Here is a 16,558-nt window from a genome sequence, read left to right on the forward strand (position 1 = left end):
GGCGGACGGGCTATCTAGGCTGTTTGCCTTGCGCCGTCAACTCCCCATTCAATCTTTTTTTGCGACCACCCCACTGGGCAGCCCCTATTCAAATATGGTCGGGGAATCTTCGTCCAAACGGAAAAATTCAGCTTTCACAGAACCGCCGCCTCTCCTTACGGAGACTTGGCCCACCTCGTGGCGGACGAGCTATCTATGCCCTCTTGCCCTCACCGTCAAGCCCGCATGGAATCTTTTTTCCACCAGACCGACGGGCGTGATCGCCAACCCACCGGAAGCTTTGCTTCCCTGACGCGGGTCGACCGCGGGACAAGAAGCCCTTGTGCTTCAACCGTCAGAGCGAACGTGGTTTCTATGCCTTTCGATCATACCCGTCAATCACAGTTTTTCCTTCATTCTCTCGACAATGAGCACGATGGTGCCGTACGGGCGCTAGCAGCAATTTCATCACATCTGCAGAGCAACTGGGCTTTGCAAACACGGCTTCACCACCACGGAGATTATTGTTCACGCGCCTGAAAGCTAACATTTGCTGGTGGACATCTTTACCTTTATTTAATCTTTCGTTTTTAATTTAAGGGCTTACAAGAGAAGCATGTTTTCCTGTACACGATCACTTCTAATTCGAAATATATTGTGATATTATTAAGTTAATTATCAAACCATAAGGTCATATATTTTGTTAAAGGAGCTCGGCTCATGCCCAAAGCATTGAGTTTCAATACTAAGCTACTGTTAAGCACCATCGGCGTTGTCATCGTCTCCATTATCATACTCACCTCGGTCAACCTCTGGCAGTCCAACCAGTCATTGACCAACCTGGGCCTTTCCACAATAGGCGCCGTTGGAGACACTCTTTACCGAGATATTGAAATCCAACATCAATTGACTCAAGAAAAAGTTCATGCCGACCTCGCAACACTCGAACGTGAACTGAGCAATATTGGCCTGCTTTTCCTCAACAAGCGCCAAGCGCAGACCATGACCATCGTCAATCAGGTCACGCAGGCTCAGGAAACAGCCGAGGTCCCGTCCATGTTCGTCGGCGGCAACCGCATCGACGACCACCATCTCGTGGATCGCGTGCAGCAAATGGCGGGGGGCACCGCCACCGTATTCCAGGTCCTACCCGGCAAGCTGTTGCGCATATCCACCAATGTGCGCAAGACCAACGGCGATCGGGCCGTGGGCACCTACATTCCTGAATCGAGCCCTGTCTACCAGGCTGTCATGCGCGGGGAAACCTACCTTGGACGGGCTTTTGTGGTGAACGCCTGGTACGTCACCGCCTACAAACCCATCAAGGACATCCAGGGCGAAATCGCCGCGGTGCTCTACGTGGGCCGCCCCATAATGAATCCCCAGAACCGCAAGCTCATCATCGAGGCCAGCATGGGCGGGAAGGGTCAAGCTTTCGTCTATAACACCCAAGGCGAGATTCTCCTGCACCCCGACGAGAGCATGGTTGGTAAGCGCATTGAGGATCAGTCCTTTGGCGACAGGCTTCTTTCGGTCACCAACGGCTATGTCGATTATGATTCCGAAGGCCAGCACACTCTGGCCTATGCTCGCTATTTCGAGCCCTGGGATTGGAACATAGTAGTAGGCATCACTGATGATGACTTGCTCAGCAAAGCCAGGCAGCGCATTTACATTGTCAGCGCCGTGGCTGCAACGGCCCTGCTCGGCCTGGCCGCGCTGCTGGCCATGGGCGTGGTGCGCACCGTGGCCAAGCCGCTGCACCGTCTGGAAGCCTATACGCGCGAAGTGGCCACAGGCAATTTCAATGCGACCATCGACTATTCCGGCCGGGATGCCATTGGCGAAACCATCGAGGCCGTGCGTACGATGGTGGCCGAAATGAAGCACAAGCTTGGCTACGCCCGCGGCATTCTCGACGGCATGACCACGCCCTGTCTTGTGGTGGATACGAGCGAGCGCATTACGTTTATCAACAAAGAATGTCTCGCCATGCTCCAGCTCGATGGTCCGCCGGAACGTCACCACGGCGAGCTTATGTCTCAAGTCTTTTATAACGATCCCACGCGCCAGACAGTAGTGGGCAAAAGCATGAAAACCGGCGAGATTACACGTAATCTGGACGTTCAGATCAAGGGCCACAAGGGTGGGCTCGTGCATGTGCTGGCCAACATCGCACCTCTGGCGGACCTGGACGGTAAAATCATCGGCGGCTTCTGTATCTACGTGGATCTGACCACCATCAAAGAGCATGAAACGCAAATCCATCAACAGAACGAACGCATCGCCCAGGTGGCTCGCGAAGCCGACCACATCTCCGAAATCGTCTCCTCTGCCGCCGAAGAGCTTTCAGCTCAGGTGGAGCAGGCCAGCCGAGGCTCCGAAATCCAGAGCAGTCGCGCCGGAGAAACCGCCACGGCCATGGAGCAGATGAACGCCTCGGTGCTTGAGGTCGCCAAGAGCGCTTCCAATGCTGCCGAAAGCGCGGACCAGGCCAAGGAGAAAGCCGCGGCAGGCGAGGCCAAGGTGCGTCAGGTCATCGCGGCCATCTCCGAAGTCGACCGGCAGGCCGCCACTCTGCAGCAGTACATGAGCGAACTCGGTCAGCGGGCCGATGGCATCGGCCAGATCATCACGGTCATCGAGGACATTGCTGACCAGACCAACCTGCTGGCGCTCAACGCGGCCATTGAGGCCGCCCGCGCCGGTGACGCGGGAAGAGGCTTCGCGGTCGTGGCTGACGAAGTGCGCAAACTGGCCGAGAAGACCATGAACGCCACGAAAGAGGTGGCCTCGGCCATTGCCTCCATTCAACAGGGAGCTTCGAAATCCATCGAAGCCACGCGCTCGGCGACCGAGGCGGTAGGACGATCCACTCGCCTGGCCGAGGAATCGGGCCAAGCCATGCACGAGATCGTACGCATCGCCGATGCGACGGCCGGGCAGGTGCAATCCATCGCCACGGCCAGCGAGGAGCAATCCGCGGCCAGCGAAGAAATCAACCATGCCGTGGAAGAGATCAACCGCATATCCTCCGAGACAGCCGACGGCATGTCCCAGTCCGCCAAGGCCGTATCCGACTTGGCTAAACAGGCCTTGGAGCTCAAGCGACTAATCGAGGGGTTGAACGAATAAGGCGGGATGGGTAGTGCGGAAATGAACGTATAATTTGTAATAATTAGAGGGCCGGGCGAGGTTGAATCCTCTCCCGGCCCTTATTGCTTAAGATGCCAGCGAACCCGCGTCAGTCAAGAAAACCAGGCTCGGCCACTGCCATGGTCAGCCGCCCCAGGGTCTTGTAAGTCACTGTCTTCGCGGTGTTCAAGAGCTGTTCGCCATACTCCCTGGCCCATGTGGCGATGTGCTCGCCGTGGAAAGCGCGAGCCGTGGCCAGCAGGCTTTCCCGTTCGGCATCCGGCAGTTCGGCGCTACGCAGGAGCACGCTAAGGAAAGCCAGCTCAAAGCCCAGGTGGTCAGGGGCGGACATGAGTTTCCAATGCGCCTCACACTCCAATTCAGCGGGATCGAAGCCCTCGCGTTCAAAGACTTCGCGCACCTGAGCGCTGCATTCGCCCTGCATGCGCCGCTCGCGGAGGAGTGATTCATAAGGAGGAATGTACGCACCCGATTCAGAGCCAATGAACAAATCATGATATTCAAGGCGCACCCTGTCGATCACGTCGCTAGACTCGTCATCCCCGCCCAGGCCAGACATGACCTTGACCGCATCCTCGCTGGGATTCGTGAGGTAAAGGACCGCCATGACATCGAGAAGGCGATCCGCGGGGACCTCGTGGATGAGCGAATTCCAATCTTTTGCCTTCATGGATGATTACCTAACCTGAGTGCAACCATCTGTCGAGCGACGCAGCCAGCTTGGGTCTAGAGCAGATTGCTTTTAAGACGCCCGCTCCGGCGTTGACGGCGCAAGTGAATTGCGCCTGCGCCGAAGCTAGCGGCAAGCCATGCCGACGCATGGCTTGCAGAGCATTTTCAAAAGCAAAATGCTCTAAAGGCGACGAACCTGGCCGGTCGGACAGCTTTTCAAGAAAACGAACTCCACGACTTGGCGCGTTGTGGGTGTATTCGCAAACCCGCCAGAGAAGTAGGCCTGGCCTCAAAAATTCCAGTAGCTGCGGGGTCCGATAGGTGTCCCTAGCGGGAGAAGCTGGAGGAGTGCAGTATCCTTTTCCGGGACTTTGAAGACAGCTCCTACAATGCCGGATCCAGCAGCATGTTGTCGCGGTGCACGACCTCGGGGTACAGGCCGGGGCCGAGCAATTCCTCGATCGAGCCCGTGCGGCGGCCCATGATTTTCTTGAGGTCCTGGGCCGCGTAGTTGGTCACGCCTACGCCGATGGTCTGGCCTTGCCAATCGAGGATGCGCACGTGGGCACCCTTGCCGAAGCGGCCCTCCACGCGACTGATGCCCGCCGGCAGCAAACTCTTGCCTTTCTCGCGCAGGGCGCGGGCCGCGCCCTCGTCCACCCAGATCTCGCCCATGGGCTTGGAGTGATAGGCCAGCCAGAACTTGCGGCTAGGGATGGCCTGCGCCTCGGGCATGATCCAAGTGCCCATGTCCTCGCCGGCCATGGCCTTCTCCAACGCATAGCGCTCCTTGCCTGAAACGATGAGCGTGGGAACGGCCAGTTGCGCCGCGCGCTTGGCGGCCAGCAGCTTGGAGTACATGCCGCCGCTGCCGACCGTGGTCTTGCCATGACACATGGCTTCGACGTCAAGGTGCGCGATCTCCTGGATGCACTCCAGTCGGCAAGCCTTGGGATTCTCGGATGGGTTGGCCTCGAACACGCCGGTGGCCGAGGTCAGGTTGACGAACAGATCCGCATCCACCAGCCCGAGGACCATGCTGGCCAGGGCGTCGTTGTCACCAAAGGCCAACTCGGCCACGGCCACGGAATCGTTCTCGTTGATGATGGGGATGACCCGCCACTCCAGGAGGGTGGTCAAGGTATTGCGAGCGTTGAGGAAACGCTGGCGACTCTGAAAGTCGTCGCGGGTAAGCAGGATCTGGGCAGTGGTCTTGCCGCAGCGAGCGAAGGCCTCATCATATTCGTGCATGAGCCGGCTCTGGCCGATGGAGGCCGCGGCCTGCTTGGCCGGTAGCCCAAAAATGTCCTTGCCGCAGGGGGGACAAGCCAGCAAAGCCTGCCGGCCGGCGGCAACCGCGCCCGAGGTGACCAGGATGACGTCCTGCCCCCGGTCGTGCAGCGAGGCGATCTGGTCCGTCAGGCGGTTGACCACCCGCAGGTTCAGGCCGTGCTCATCCGTGAGCACCGCGCTGCCCACTTTCACAAGCACTCGTTTCGCATTCTCCAACACAGTACGCTTGTGCTCGCGCCAATCCTGCATGTTCCGATTTTCCACCCGTTGAAAGATGTAGTTTGTCCGCCCAGCGTTGCTTCGCACTAACCGCTAACGTCCGTTTGCGCAAGCACGCGGGAAGGTTGTTCCTTCAAGATTCCCTGGATGACTTGAGGTAGGCGCGGCCCTCCTCAAACTACTCCCGCCAGAGGGACCCTACTTGGCCGTTTAGTTCGGGACAGGCTTCCTCGAAGGAAGCCGGAGTGCTTCACACATCGGTTCGGAGTGCAGGCCTAACGCTACGACACGTCCGATCCACGATCTTCCTCCTGGCCCGCACGCTCTTCAGCTTCTTCGCCCTCTTCATCAGACAGGTCGCCGCAGCAGTCCTGGCCATCTTCACCAGGTTCGGCCGGGCACTCCACCCAGGGTAATTCCTCGCGCTCGTCTTCCCCGGTGGATTCCTCGCCGGACGCGGCAGCGCGCCACGCAGGCTGCACCAGGGGAGCCGGACGCTCGGCGGCGCGCGCCCACTCGGCCTGAGCCCTGCGCCAGATTTCGTCCAGCAGTTCCTCCAGCCCGTCACCGCGCAGGGCCGAAACAAGGAAGACCTGCTCGCCTCGGGCCTTGGTTGCCTGCTTAAGGGCTAGCAACTGCTCTTCGGACCACAAGTCGATCTTGTTCAGCACCCGAACCTGCGGCTTGCGACCCAGCTCGGGATCGTATGCCGCCAGTTCCTCGTCCAGCAGTTCGAAGCCCACCAGAGGATTTTCGTCCTCCAGGTGGACTTCCTCCACGCTCAGGATGTGAACCAGGAAGCGCGTACGCTCCACGTGTTTAAGAAATCTGTGGCCCAGGCCCTGCCCCTCGCTAGCGCCCTCGATAAGGCCGGGGATGTCGGCGATGACCAGTTGCCGGCCCTTGTCGTCCTCGATGACGCCCAGGTTGGGCGAGAGCGTGGTGAACGGGTACGGCGCTATTTTGGGCCTGGCCGCCGAGACGGCGGCGATGAACGTGGACTTGCCGGCATTGGGCAAACCAAGCAGACCTACGTCGGCCAGGATCTTCAGCTCCATGCGCAGGGTCCGCTCCTCTCCCTCCTCGCCCGGCTGAGCGAAGCGTGGAGCGCGCATGGTCGAGGACTTGAAGTGCAGGTTGCCCTTGCCGCCACGGCCGCCCTTGGCCACGACATGCTCCTGACCAGGCTCGGACAGATCGGCCAGCAGGCGCTCGCTGCCGTCCTTCTGCAGCTCGAACAGTAGCGTGCCCACGGGCACATCAACATAAAGGTCATCGGCGGCTTTTCCGTAACGCTGCGAGCCCATGCCGTGCTGGCCTCTCTTGGCCTCGTACATCCGCTTGAGACGGAAATCGTAGAGCGTGAGCAATCGAGGCTCGGCGCGAAAGATGACATCACCGCCACTGCCGCCGTCACCGCCGTCCGGCCCGCCCCTCGGCACATACTTCTCGCGCCGGAAGGAGACACATCCCCGTCCGCCGTCGCCTGCCTTAACCGATATTCTTGCTTCATCGATAAAACGCATGATTCTGTTCTACCCTTTGGGGAAAAGCCTGGCCACGATCTGGCGCGCTTCGTCTAGCCAAGTCTCGCGCTGCTCCCGCGTGGACACGCAGACAACGCCGAAAGTACGCCGGTGCACGTCCGTCACACCGCACAGCCTGAACACGCAGTCCTTCCAGATGCGTTCCAGCGGGTCGCCGAAAACAGCCCGCTCGCGCTCCTCGAAGGTATTGGAAGTATTAAAGACCACCGCCCGCCTAGCCTTGAGCAGCCCACGCGGCACACCCTCGCCGCCATCGCCCTCCACGAACTCATAACATACGCCAGGCCGTATGACCCGGTCCACCCAGCCCGTAAGTATGGCCGGCGGCATGCCCCACCAGTTTGGATGCACAACGACGATGCCATCGGCCTCGACAATTTCGCGGCAGTGCTCGTCCACCAGCGTGGGCAGGGCTGCTTCGCGCGGAATCTCACCTGCCGGCAGCAGCGGATCGAAACCCTCGGCGTACAGATCGCGCAGGCGGACCTTATGCCCCATGCCGCGCAACGTCTCGGCTGCCGTCTGAGCGATGCCGTGGTTCAGACTACCCGGATTGGGATGGGCGAGAATGATTGAGACGCGCACGACCTAGCTCCTGTCGGATTATGAAAAGGGCAAATAGAAAAAGGGCGGAAGATCGCTCTTCCACCCTAAAAATCGACTCCGAAAAAAAACTTCTAGGCCTCGGCCGGGACGATGGTGACCCTAGTCTTGACCTTGTTCTTGCGGGTGTACTTCTCGTACTTGACCACGCCGTCCACCATGGCGAACAGGGTATAATCCCTGCCCATGCCGACATTGATGCCGGGATGAATGGTGGTGCCGACCTGACGCACGAGGATATTGCCCGCCAGGACCTGCTGGCCGCCGTAGCGCTTGACGCCGCGGCGTTGGCCCTGCGAGTCGCGGCCGTTGCGTGAACTGCCGCCTGCTTTTTTGTGAGCCATGGCTTGCTCCTTGCCTTAAGCGGAAATAGTTTTGACTTTCAGCTTGGTGAAGTCTTGCCGATGGCCCTGGGTCTTCTTGGAGTCCTTGCGGCGGCGCTTCTTGAAGACGATGATCTTCTCGCCGCGGCCGTGCTCGACCACTTCGACAGTGACCTTGGCGCTCTGCACGTAGGGCTGGCCAAACGTCATATCAGCGCCGCTGCCCACGGCCAGGACCTTGTCCAGGACGACCTCGGAGCCGGCTTCGGCCACGAGCTTCTCCACACTGAAAACAAGGCCTTCTTGGACCTTGTACTGCTTTCCGCCGGTTTCGATAATCGCGTACATGCTATTCCTCCGTAAAGCGGGACGAGTGATATAGCCACCTATCACCCTTCAAGTCAAGAGCCGCTTTGCGTTTTTTTGTCGTTCTCAGCGGCCTGCCCGCTCTGATTTCCCATCCGATGTTGCCCGGCATTGATCCCGAGCCCGCTTTTGGAATAGGCTGTGAGTATCGGATTCCTGTCCGCAACGTCAAGCGAGGGTGCGCCATGCCAAGCTTCGACCTGCCACCAGACCACAGGCCATATACCGACACCTACTTTCTGCGCGCCAAGCGCATTCTGGAAGCCGACGACCTGAACCCGCGCGTGACCTATCAGGTCTTCATCCGCAAGGGACCCGGCCTCGTGAGCGGCATGGACGAGGCAGTGGCCATCCTGGCCAAGTATGCGCACATCCATGGCCACGACCAAGGCACTCACGTTTACGCCCTGCCCGAAGGCAACGAGTTCCAACCCGGCGACAGCCTCATGCACATCGAAGCGCCCATCCAGCAGATCGTTGAGCTGGAAACCATGTACCTGGGCGTCATCTCCGCAGCCACGACCATGAACAACGCCCACGGCTTGGACCTGCAGGCCGTGCGTGATCGCGGCCGGGCCATCCGCGATCTGTGCCCCGACAAGCAGCTCATCTACTTCGGCGCGCGCCATTGGCACTGGTCCATGGACCCGGAGATCAGCCGCATCCTGGTGGAAGAGTGCGGGTGGAATGCCTGTTCCACCGACGCCGGAGCCCACGGCGCAGGCCTGGACAAGGGCGTCGGCACCATCCCGCATGCCCTGGTGCTGACCTATGCCCATAGCCATGGCGTAGCGCGGGCCACGGTCGAGGCTACCCTGGCTTTTGACCGGCACATGGAGCCCGAGGCCAAACGCATTGCCCTGGTGGATACCTTCAACAGGGAGATCGACGATACCCTGGCCACGGCTCGGGCCATGCCCGGCCGACTGCACGGCGTGCGCCTGGACACGGCCGGAGAGCTGGTAGCTCAGGGCAGCCCGGCCCAAGGCGAGCGCTACTGGGCCGGCAAGGGCGTGACAGTGGAAGGCACGGCCGCCGTGCGCAGCGCCCTGGACGAGGCAGGATTCGAAAAGGTGAATATCACCCTGTCCAGCGGCTTCGGCAAATTAGACAAGCTGCGCGCCTTCGTGGAAGGCGAGCGCAAACATGGCCGGCTGTTCGAGGCCCTGGGCATCGGCGGCGTATTCGATTCCTGGCATGCCACCTCGGACATAGTACGTATCGAGGGCCGCGAAATGTCCAAGACCGGACGCGGCTACCTGCCCAACCCGAATATGCGCCGAGTGCTGTAAAACCAGCCGCGCGGCCAATTACGCTGCGGCACAAGCCAAGAGGACACCATGAAGCCAGCCCTGCTCATCATCGACATGCTCGTGGACTTCGTACACGAGGACGGCGCGTTGCATGTCCCAGGCGCACAAGAAGCCATTCCGGTCATTCGCAAGGTACACGACACACTGCGCGAACGCGGAGTGCCTATCCTGTATCTCTGCGACGCGCATTCGCTGGATGATCCGGAAATGGCCGATTGGCCGCCCCACGCCATCCAAGGCACCAAGGGGGCCGAGATCATTTCCAGCCTGGAGCCGGCCCCGGACGACCTCGTCATCCAGAAGACACACATCCGCGGTTTCGACGAGCCCGAGGTGGCCGAGAAAATCGAGGAGTTGGAGGCCGATTATCTCATCATTACCGGTGTGGCCACGGAATACTGCGTCAAGGAAACGGCCTTGCAGGCCCGCGAGCACGGCCTTGCCGTCACCATCGTCACCGACGGCGTAGCCGGAGTGGAGCGCAATACCGGCGACATCGAGCGGGCCGTGGAGGAACTGCGCTTGGCCGGGGCTCAATTCCTGAGCAGCAAGGAACTGCTCGGCGACCTGGAAGGACGGGTGCACGCGGCGTAGAGCATTTGCTTTTGAAAATGCTCTGCAAGCCATGCGCGGCATGGCTTGCCGCCGTGTAGGCGTAGGCGCAATTCACTTGCGCCGTTAACGCCGGAGCGGGTGTCTTAAAAGCAATCTGTCTAGTAGGACACTCACGCCCGCGCCAGCACCAGCACGTCAACCACGCTTGCGCCCGCCGCTTTGAGCACCAGGGCGCACTGCTCGATGGTCGCACCAGTGGTCATGATGTCGTCCACCAGCAGCACGCGGCGGCCCTCGACCTGGGCCTCGTCCGCGCGGAAGGCTCCTAGCAGGTTGATGCGCCTGGTTCTGGCGTCCAGCCGGGCCTGGGGCGGCGTGTGCCGGATGCGCATGAGCGCCGAGTGACACAGGGGCCGGTCAAGCGCATGGGCCAGGTCGCGGGCCAGCTCCAAAGATTGATTGTAGCCGCGCCAGGCCAAGCGGCGTGGATGCAAGGGCACGGGAGCCAGCAGGTCTGGCAGACCCGAGCCGCCGCGAAGGAAGAAGGCCTCGGCAGCCAATGCTTGCAAGAGTCTTGCATGGCCAAGCCCCTGGCGGAACTTGAAGGCCAGCAGGATGTCCTTGAGCAGCCCGGCATACGGGCCATGGAAGAAGAAGGAATCCCAAGGCTTGGGCGTGCGCAGACACTCCGCGCACAGATGCGGCGGATCGTCCGCCTGGGCGTACAGCTCGCCGCAACTGGGGCAGTAGCCGGCCAGGCGCGGGGCCAGTTCGCGGGCGCAGGCAGCACAGAGCACGACATCGCAGACGGGCGAATCGGTCGCGCGCAGATCATAACAGGCAAGGCAGCGCTCTTTGAATAGCGCCACGCCGGCGGCCAGCCTCAGAACCCGCATTGCGGCTCGACCGAAGGCCGCAGGCATGACTTGTCCAGACATGCGCAGCAGGGTCGCAAGCCTGCCAGCCAGGTTCAGGCGCGCCAGACCGAACCACTCTTTTCCCAGCCTGCTCATCGCCGATTCGAGCCGTCCTGGGGCGAGCTCAAGCCGGATGATCCAAGGACCGCCAAGCAGCCGCTCCGCTTTCGCGCAGCAGGGCGCAGGCGGCCTCATCGGCAGCCAAGTCGTCCGGTCCATCCTTGCCGCGCAAGGTCAGCGGCTCGGACAAGGCGTATTTGAAATTGACTAGGAAGTACTTGAGGGTCAGCAGGCTGCCCTCGAACAGACGTTCGCCCGTGGGCCGCCCGGCGACCAGCATCACGTGGGCCGTGCGCCGGGGCAAGCCGGTGATGGACGGGTCCAGGGCCATGCCCTTCTCGTAGTAGGACTGGCTGCGGTCGATGAAGGCCTTGAAGTGCGCGGGCAGATGGTAAAAATAGATGGGCGAGGCGAACAATACGAAGGGCGCTGTGAGCAGGAGGCCGAACAGCTCCTCGGCCTGGTCCCTGTCGGCCAGCACGCAACGCCGGCCTGGTGAACGGCGGCAGGCCCCGCAGCCGAGGCAAGGCTCGATGGCATAGTCGGCAAGGCGCACTTCGCGCGCATCGCCGCCCGCCTGGCGCAATCCCGCCAGGAACATTCGCGCCGCCATGTCGCTGTTGCCGCCCTGGCGCGGGCTGCAGCGGAAGATTACGGGCGGCGCTGTCACGGCAATACCCTCAGGCCGTCCGCGTCAGGCGCACCAGCATGTGGCCTTCGCGCGGCTCGGAAGTCAGGTTCCAGCCCATGTCCGGAGCCAGATGCGCCTGGATCTGGCGCACGGCCTTGTCCTGGACCAAGGCTTCCACCACGTCGACCCGACCGAAACGGAGATACCAACCTATCTCCAGTCCGACCCCTCAACACTTCTCGCGCAGGTCGAGGAATATGCTCCCGGCCATGGCGCTCTCCTTGTGTTCCGATTTTCACAAGGATTCTGACCGACTTCCGTGCGCAGGTCAATCGGCGAAGGCGGACAAAAAAGGGTTGTTCAACTCCTCATCCCCCACGCTCGTCTCCGGGCCGTGGCCCGAATAGACCACGGTCTCCTTGGGCAGGCTGAATATCTTGTCGCGCACCGAGCGCTTGAGGGCCTCCAGGCTTCCGCCCGGAAAGTCCGTGCGGCCGACGGAGCGGTAGAACAGCAGATCGCCCACGAATACGGAACGTCCCTGGGGGAAATGGAAAGACAGGCTGCCGGGCGTGTGGCCGGGAGTGGCCAACACATGGCAGGCCAGGCCGATGAACTCCGCGGGGCCTTCCTCCAGAGGAGTGAACTCGAAGTCTGGAACCTTGGGAAAGCCCATGAACCCGCCGCCGCCCACTGGCGTGTCCAGCAAAAACTCGTCGGCTCGGCTGGCCATGATCGGCGCGCCCGTGGCCTTGGCCAGAACCGAGTTGCCGAAGATGTGATCAAAGTGCAGATGCGTGGCCAGGATGGTTTCCAGGCTCAGCTTCTCGTCGCGCAGGAAGTCGAGGATCTCCCGCGGGTCGCCGCCCGGATCGATAGCCAGGGCGCGGCCTGCGTTGTCCACGACATAGGCGTTGGTTTCCAGCGGTCCGAGAGCGAAGGACGTCACACGCATGCTATAATTCCTCCAAAAGCAGTTCTGCCAATTCCTTTCGCGAGGACACGCCAGGATGCGCCGGCCGTCCCAGGGCGATGACCGCCTGCAACTCCAAAAGCCGCGAATCCAGAGACAGCGCGTCCATGACTTGCGGCGAGTGGTTGATGATCTCTCCGAGCCACACCCCGCCCAAGTCCAGGGCATGCGCGGCCAGCAACATGTTCTGGATGCACGCGCCCGCGCTCTGATGGTCCTTGGCCTCGTGGTACATGGCCTCGCGGTCCAGGAATACACAGATCAAGGCCGAGGCGGAGCGCAGGATGGGCGCATACTTGCTGCATGAGGCCAAAGCTTCCTGGCGGGCGTCGCCGGCCTGGATCACCAGAAAGCGCCAAGGCTGATTATTTAGCCCGCTGGGCGCCCAACGGCCGGCTTCGAGTATGCGCAGAAGCTCCTCGCGCGTCACCGGATCGCCCGTGTACCTGCGCACGCTGCGACGTTCGCGGATGGCGGTAAGGACAGGATTTTGCCGTTCCATGCGCTCCTCCTTCGCTTCGAAATGATTCATATAGGTTAACCTGGAGTCAACGGGCGCGGCAACACCTTTCCGTATCTGGCGATCCCATTCGGGACGCTTGTGTAAACACACCTGACACTGTAAGTGATCTGGCTCATGAGAACCGACATGAATCTGCTCCGGGCGGATAAAGTAAGGCTGACCAAGCGCGATCTCGTGCGCTGGGAGCACTTCATCAAGGACGAACTCTCCGAGTTCGTTGCTTTCACTTCCTATAGCCTATACTTCCCCCACTCGGGATCACAGGCCGAAGCAGCTTGGAAGAGCCGTTCCTTCGATCCAGCGCGGGGCGAGGCCCTGTACCTGCCGGACGAACAACGCCTGTTCCTGCCCCTGTCCTCGGGCGGCGACGTGCTCGGCGTCTTCGTGGCCAAGGGCGTGGCCCTGCCCGCGCCTCAAGTCCTGCCGCACCTGCTGACCCAGATCGGCGAACTGGTGCTGGACAAGCTCCTGCTTTACAGAGCCGGCATCTCCGACCCCCTGACCGGCCTGTTCAACTCCTCGGCCTTCCTGCACGCTCTGGAACGCGAGATCGAGCTCATCCAGAACTGCATGTTGCCCGAAGAGGACGTTGGACCCGATACGGCGCTTACGCCCTTCAGCGGCCGCTGCGGCCTGCTGGTGATGGACGTGGATCATTTCCAGCGCATCAATGACGCCTGCGGCTACACCTTCGGCGAGCAGTGCTTGGCCGAACTGGGCAAGCTGCTCAAGGAGCTGTGCCCGGACCCGAGCATCGCCGGGCGCATCGGCGAGGACCAGTTCGCCCTGCTCTGCCCCGACGCCTCGCCCTCAGCCTGCCAGCGCCTCGCCGAACGCATCCAGCGGGCCGTAGCCGGCAAAATTTTCGAGGATCCCCTCACGGGCGAGCAGCTCGCGCTCACGGTGAGCATCGGCAGCGCCAACTACCCTGCCGACCTGCGCGGCAGCCAGCTGCGCCAAGCCGTGCCCGAGCGCGCGCGCATCCTGCTGCGCAAGGCGCGCAAGGCCTTGGCCACGGCCAAGGCCCACGGCCGCAGCCGCAGCTTTGCCTTCGAGCGCATTCTGGCCGATGGCGGCAACGTGCTGGAGATCCTGCCGCTCAACCGCCTGAGCGTAAGCCTGGGTCGGCGCGTGGACGCGCAGGAGGGCATGCGCTTCCTGGTGGCCAGCCGCGAGTGGGACCGCGAAGCCGAGGTCACCTCCGGCGACGGCGAACGGCTCACGGGCCGCTATCCGGCCATGTACAAGGGCGAGGTCATGCTCGTGGAAGTCCAGGAGGACATGGCCTTCGCCGACGTGCTGCACATGAGCGACGCGGCTTGGCCAATCGCTCCGGGCGACCGGCTGACGCTGGTGCCCAAGGCCGACACGCTGCCCGGCGATGGCGCTACGGCTTCCGGCGCAGCCAGCCCGGACTTGCTCACGGGCCTGCACGCCTATCGGGGATTCATGGAGTCCTTTGCCCAGGCTCGCCTGGACGCGGAGAGCTTCACCTTGGCCCTGGTGCGCATCACGGCCGGCGAGCAACGCAGCCTGCAACCTTCCGCCTTCCTCAAGGAAGTCGACACGCACGTGCGCGAGGTGGCCGAACTGAGCCGGGACCTTTTCGGCGCCGATGTGCTGGCCGGCCGCTACAGCCTGAACAGCATCTGCTATTATCTGCCTGGCCAGCCTCCGAAAGCGCACGTGGAGCGCTTCACCGAGCTGGTCACAGCCGCCCAGGAACGCCTGGGGCTGATCCTCGCCGCGGGCTTGGCCAGCTACCCGTTCCTGGCCTACACCAAGGCCGAGATAGTCGAGAACTGCCGCAAGGCGTTGGACCACGCGCTCATGCTGCCCCAGCCCATGGTGGCCATGTTCGACAGCATATCGCTCAACGTGAGCGCCGACCGTCATTTCGCCCAGGGCGATCTGTACGCGGCCGTGGAGGAGTACAAGCGTTCGCTGCTGGCCGACCAGGAGAACCACCTCGCGGCCAACTCCCTGGGCATTTGCTACGCCCGGCTGGGCCGGCCCGAGCAGGCCCTGACACTGTTCGAAAGCGTTGCTGCCAAGCATCCCGAGGACCTCATGGCCGCATACAACCTGGGCACGACCTCCCTGCGCCTGGGCGAGTTCGAGCGGGCGCGCGCGGCCTTCGAGCGCTGCCTGAAGCTCAAGCCCGGCCATGTTTACAGCCTCATCCGCCTGGGCCAACTGGCCGAGCGCGACAACGATCTGCCCACGGCCGGCGAGTACTACCTGCGGGCATCCGAGACCAAAATCGGCCGCATACTGACCATGCGCCACCTGGCCAGACTCGACCTGGCCGAGGGCCGCTTCGAGGAAGCGCGCGAGAACCTGCACCAGGCGCTCATCCTCAACCCCTATGACGCCATGGCCGTGCACCTCATGGCCAAGCTCTACCTGGAGGCCGGCGAAGACCCGGAAATCGCCGAGACCCTGGCTCGCCAAAGCGTGACCCTCAAGCCGGACAAAGCCCAGTATTGGAGGCTTCTGGCCCAGGCCCTGGAAGCATGCGGAAAGCCCGACGAGGCCCGCAAGGCCATGGAACGCGCCGAGAGCCTGTAATCCGGGCTAATCCAGCATAACGCAATGGGCGCCGCCGTATCGCCGAGGGCTGGCGCATCCTCTGCCAAGGCTCACCAGCCGAGGTCACTGTAATGAGTGAAACAGGAGTGAACGATGCAAGATGACAAGGGGCTTTTCTACTACCCCTTTCCGCAAAATAAGCATGTGCGCATGTACGTGAAGGAAGAGGAAGGGACCTTGTGGTTCCGCATGTGGAACGCCAACGATGCCCAGCTGTGGGAAGACCACGGCTGGGTTCCATACGGGGCGGTGAAGCGGGCCAAGGAACTCTTCAAAAAGAAAGGCCCGTCCCAGGGCGGTCCCCAGGCGTTTGACCCGGACAAGGCCTACGACCCCGAAGTGGCCCGGCTCATCATCAAGGAAGGCAAATAGCTCCGGCTCAGGCCACTTTTTGCACTGCTTCGGCCAGGCCTTGCACCAAGTGCAGCTTGGACACGAAAGCGTTCATTTCCGCGTTCCCACCCACCGGCCGCAGATCGCAAAGGTCCGCGGCCGAAACGCCGATGATGGGCACGCTGCCAAGCCGTTTGCTTCTGCCCCGGATGATGCGGATGATTTCCAGTCCCCGTGGGCGGCCGTGCAGATGCATGTCCACCACGATGAGCGCTGGATCGATACGCGGCAAGAGGCTCATGGCCTCCTTCTCGCTATGCGCCGCGACTGTTTGGTAGTTCATCTTCTCCAAGACCTCCGTGATGATCGCCACATAGATGGGCTCGTCTTCGATGACGAAGCACACTGGCTTGTCTGACACGGCGCTCGTCCTCCCTGTAGGCGGAAGGGAACGGTGCGGCAGAATGCCTATTATACTTGCCACACCTTTGGTCCACCAAACT

At 61.7% G+C, this 16,558-nt stretch carries 17 protein-coding genes; 5 read left to right on the forward strand and 12 right to left on the reverse strand.

Annotated elements, in window-relative coordinates; translation table 11 throughout:
- The first annotated feature begins 699 nt into the window (after positions 1-699).
- Positions 700-3,114, forward strand: coding sequence for a methyl-accepting chemotaxis protein (locus H585_RS0107385; RefSeq protein ID WP_027367356.1), 2,415 nt, complete (start codon positions 700-702; stop codon positions 3,112-3,114).
- Positions 3,115-3,223: 109 nt separating this feature from the next.
- On the opposite strand, the gene H585_RS0107390 is transcribed toward H585_RS0107385, so the two are convergent.
- From H585_RS0107390 to rplU, 6 genes are all read right to left on the reverse strand, one after another.
- Positions 3,224-3,805 (reverse strand): TorD/DmsD family molecular chaperone, encoded by a 582-nt coding sequence (locus tag H585_RS0107390; RefSeq protein WP_027367357.1) that lies wholly within the window; start codon positions 3,803-3,805, stop codon positions 3,224-3,226.
- A 386-nt stretch (positions 3,806-4,191) separates the two neighbouring features.
- Positions 4,192-5,349 carry a glutamate 5-kinase gene (gene proB, locus H585_RS0107395; protein ID WP_027367358.1) on the reverse strand — a complete coding sequence of 386 codons (1,158 nt, stop codon included), beginning with the start codon at positions 5,347-5,349 and terminating at the stop codon, positions 4,192-4,194.
- Between the two features lie 251 nt (positions 5,350-5,600).
- Positions 5,601-6,845, reverse strand: coding sequence for a GTPase ObgE (gene obgE / locus H585_RS0107400; RefSeq protein WP_027367359.1), 1,245 nt, complete (start codon positions 6,843-6,845; stop codon positions 5,601-5,603).
- 9 nt (positions 6,846-6,854) lie between these two features.
- Positions 6,855-7,451: an NAD(P)H-dependent oxidoreductase gene (locus H585_RS0107405; protein WP_027367360.1), complete on the reverse strand. Its 597-nt coding sequence runs from the start codon at positions 7,449-7,451 to the stop codon at positions 6,855-6,857.
- Between the two features lie 92 nt (positions 7,452-7,543).
- Positions 7,544-7,813 carry a 50S ribosomal protein L27 gene (rpmA, locus tag H585_RS0107410; protein WP_005987478.1) on the reverse strand — a complete coding sequence of 90 codons (270 nt, stop codon included), beginning with the start codon at positions 7,811-7,813 and terminating at the stop codon, positions 7,544-7,546.
- 15 nt (positions 7,814-7,828) lie between these two features.
- Entirely contained in the window at positions 7,829-8,140 is a 312-nt protein-coding gene (gene rplU / locus H585_RS0107415; protein WP_005987475.1) for a 50S ribosomal protein L21, read from the reverse strand.
- Between the two features lie 203 nt (positions 8,141-8,343).
- On the opposite strand from rplU, the gene H585_RS0107420 reads away from it, so the two are divergent.
- Both H585_RS0107420 and H585_RS0107425 read left to right on the forward strand, forming a co-directional pair.
- Entirely contained in the window at positions 8,344-9,450 is a 1,107-nt protein-coding gene (locus H585_RS0107420; RefSeq protein ID WP_027367361.1) for a beta/alpha barrel domain-containing protein, read from the forward strand.
- A 48-nt stretch (positions 9,451-9,498) separates the two neighbouring features.
- Positions 9,499-10,065 (forward strand): cysteine hydrolase family protein, encoded by a 567-nt coding sequence (locus H585_RS0107425; protein ID WP_027367362.1) that lies wholly within the window; start codon positions 9,499-9,501, stop codon positions 10,063-10,065.
- Between the two features lie 131 nt (positions 10,066-10,196).
- Here H585_RS0107425 and H585_RS0107430 read toward each other — a convergent pair whose 3' ends face one another.
- The 5 genes from H585_RS0107430 to H585_RS0107450 form a co-directional block, all read right to left on the reverse strand.
- The gene (locus H585_RS0107430; protein ID WP_027367363.1) at positions 10,197-11,039 is read right to left on the reverse strand and encodes a ComF family protein; all 843 of its coding nucleotides are present in this window, start codon (positions 11,037-11,039) and stop codon (positions 10,197-10,199) included.
- 28 nt (positions 11,040-11,067) lie between these two features.
- A complete protein-coding gene (locus H585_RS0107435) occupies positions 11,068-11,673 on the reverse strand; it encodes a flavodoxin family protein (RefSeq protein WP_027367364.1) in 606 nt (201 codons plus the stop codon).
- 10 nt (positions 11,674-11,683) lie between these two features.
- A complete protein-coding gene (locus H585_RS23815) occupies positions 11,684-11,815 on the reverse strand; it encodes a hypothetical protein (protein WP_272941422.1) in 132 nt (43 codons plus the stop codon).
- Positions 11,816-11,962: 147 nt separating this feature from the next.
- The gene (locus tag H585_RS0107445) at positions 11,963-12,589 is read right to left on the reverse strand and encodes an MBL fold metallo-hydrolase (protein WP_027367365.1); all 627 of its coding nucleotides are present in this window, start codon (positions 12,587-12,589) and stop codon (positions 11,963-11,965) included.
- Between the two features lies 1 nt (position 12,590).
- On the reverse strand, positions 12,591-13,109 hold the full coding sequence (locus H585_RS0107450; RefSeq protein ID WP_005987462.1) for a nitroreductase family protein: 519 nt from the start codon (positions 13,107-13,109) through the stop codon (positions 12,591-12,593).
- Between the two features lie 147 nt (positions 13,110-13,256).
- Here H585_RS0107450 and H585_RS0107455 point away from each other — a divergent pair, with 147 nt between their 5' ends.
- Positions 13,257-15,701 (forward strand): GGDEF domain-containing protein, encoded by a 2,445-nt coding sequence (locus tag H585_RS0107455; protein ID WP_027367366.1) that lies wholly within the window; start codon positions 13,257-13,259, stop codon positions 15,699-15,701.
- A 114-nt stretch (positions 15,702-15,815) separates the two neighbouring features.
- A complete protein-coding gene (locus tag H585_RS0107460) occupies positions 15,816-16,094 on the forward strand; it encodes a hypothetical protein (protein ID WP_027367367.1) in 279 nt (92 codons plus the stop codon).
- 7 nt (positions 16,095-16,101) lie between these two features.
- On the opposite strand, the gene H585_RS0107465 is transcribed toward H585_RS0107460, so the two are convergent.
- Entirely contained in the window at positions 16,102-16,476 is a 375-nt protein-coding gene (locus H585_RS0107465; protein WP_027367368.1) for a response regulator, read from the reverse strand.
- Positions 16,477-16,558: the final 82 nt, after the last annotated feature.

This window comes from Desulfocurvibacter africanus subsp. africanus DSM 2603, from assembly GCF_000422545.1.
GTDB classification, from domain to species: Bacteria; Desulfobacterota; Desulfovibrionia; order Desulfovibrionales; family Desulfovibrionaceae; genus Desulfocurvibacter; species Desulfocurvibacter africanus.

What these genes read in the sequence shown, in the direction of transcription:
- obgE (WP_027367359.1), bottom strand. Translation starts at nt 6,845, where the DNA reads ATGCGTTTTATCGATGAAGCAAGAATATCGGTTAAGGCAGGCGACGGC.
- H585_RS0107455 (WP_027367366.1), top strand. Translation starts at nt 13,257, where the DNA reads ATGAATCTGCTCCGGGCGGATAAAGTAAGGCTGACCAAGCGCGATCTC.
- H585_RS0107445 (WP_027367365.1), bottom strand. Translation starts at nt 12,589, where the DNA reads ATGCGTGTGACGTCCTTCGCTCTCGGACCGCTGGAAACCAACGCCTAT.
- proB (WP_027367358.1), bottom strand. Translation starts at nt 5,349, where the DNA reads ATGCAGGATTGGCGCGAGCACAAGCGTACTGTGTTGGAGAATGCGAAA.
- rplU (WP_005987475.1), bottom strand. Translation starts at nt 8,140, where the DNA reads ATGTACGCGATTATCGAAACCGGCGGAAAGCAGTACAAGGTCCAAGAA.
- H585_RS0107450 (WP_005987462.1), bottom strand. Translation starts at nt 13,109, where the DNA reads ATGGAACGGCAAAATCCTGTCCTTACCGCCATCCGCGAACGTCGCAGC.
- rpmA (WP_005987478.1), bottom strand. Translation starts at nt 7,813, where the DNA reads ATGGCTCACAAAAAAGCAGGCGGCAGTTCACGCAACGGCCGCGACTCG.
- H585_RS0107425 (WP_027367362.1), top strand. Translation starts at nt 9,499, where the DNA reads ATGAAGCCAGCCCTGCTCATCATCGACATGCTCGTGGACTTCGTACAC.
- H585_RS0107460 (WP_027367367.1), top strand. Translation starts at nt 15,816, where the DNA reads ATGCAAGATGACAAGGGGCTTTTCTACTACCCCTTTCCGCAAAATAAG.
- H585_RS0107390 (WP_027367357.1), bottom strand. Translation starts at nt 3,805, where the DNA reads ATGAAGGCAAAAGATTGGAATTCGCTCATCCACGAGGTCCCCGCGGAT.
- H585_RS0107430 (WP_027367363.1), bottom strand. Translation starts at nt 11,039, where the DNA reads ATGAGCAGGCTGGGAAAAGAGTGGTTCGGTCTGGCGCGCCTGAACCTG.
- H585_RS0107420 (WP_027367361.1), top strand. Translation starts at nt 8,344, where the DNA reads ATGCCAAGCTTCGACCTGCCACCAGACCACAGGCCATATACCGACACC.
- H585_RS0107385 (WP_027367356.1), top strand. Translation starts at nt 700, where the DNA reads ATGCCCAAAGCATTGAGTTTCAATACTAAGCTACTGTTAAGCACCATC.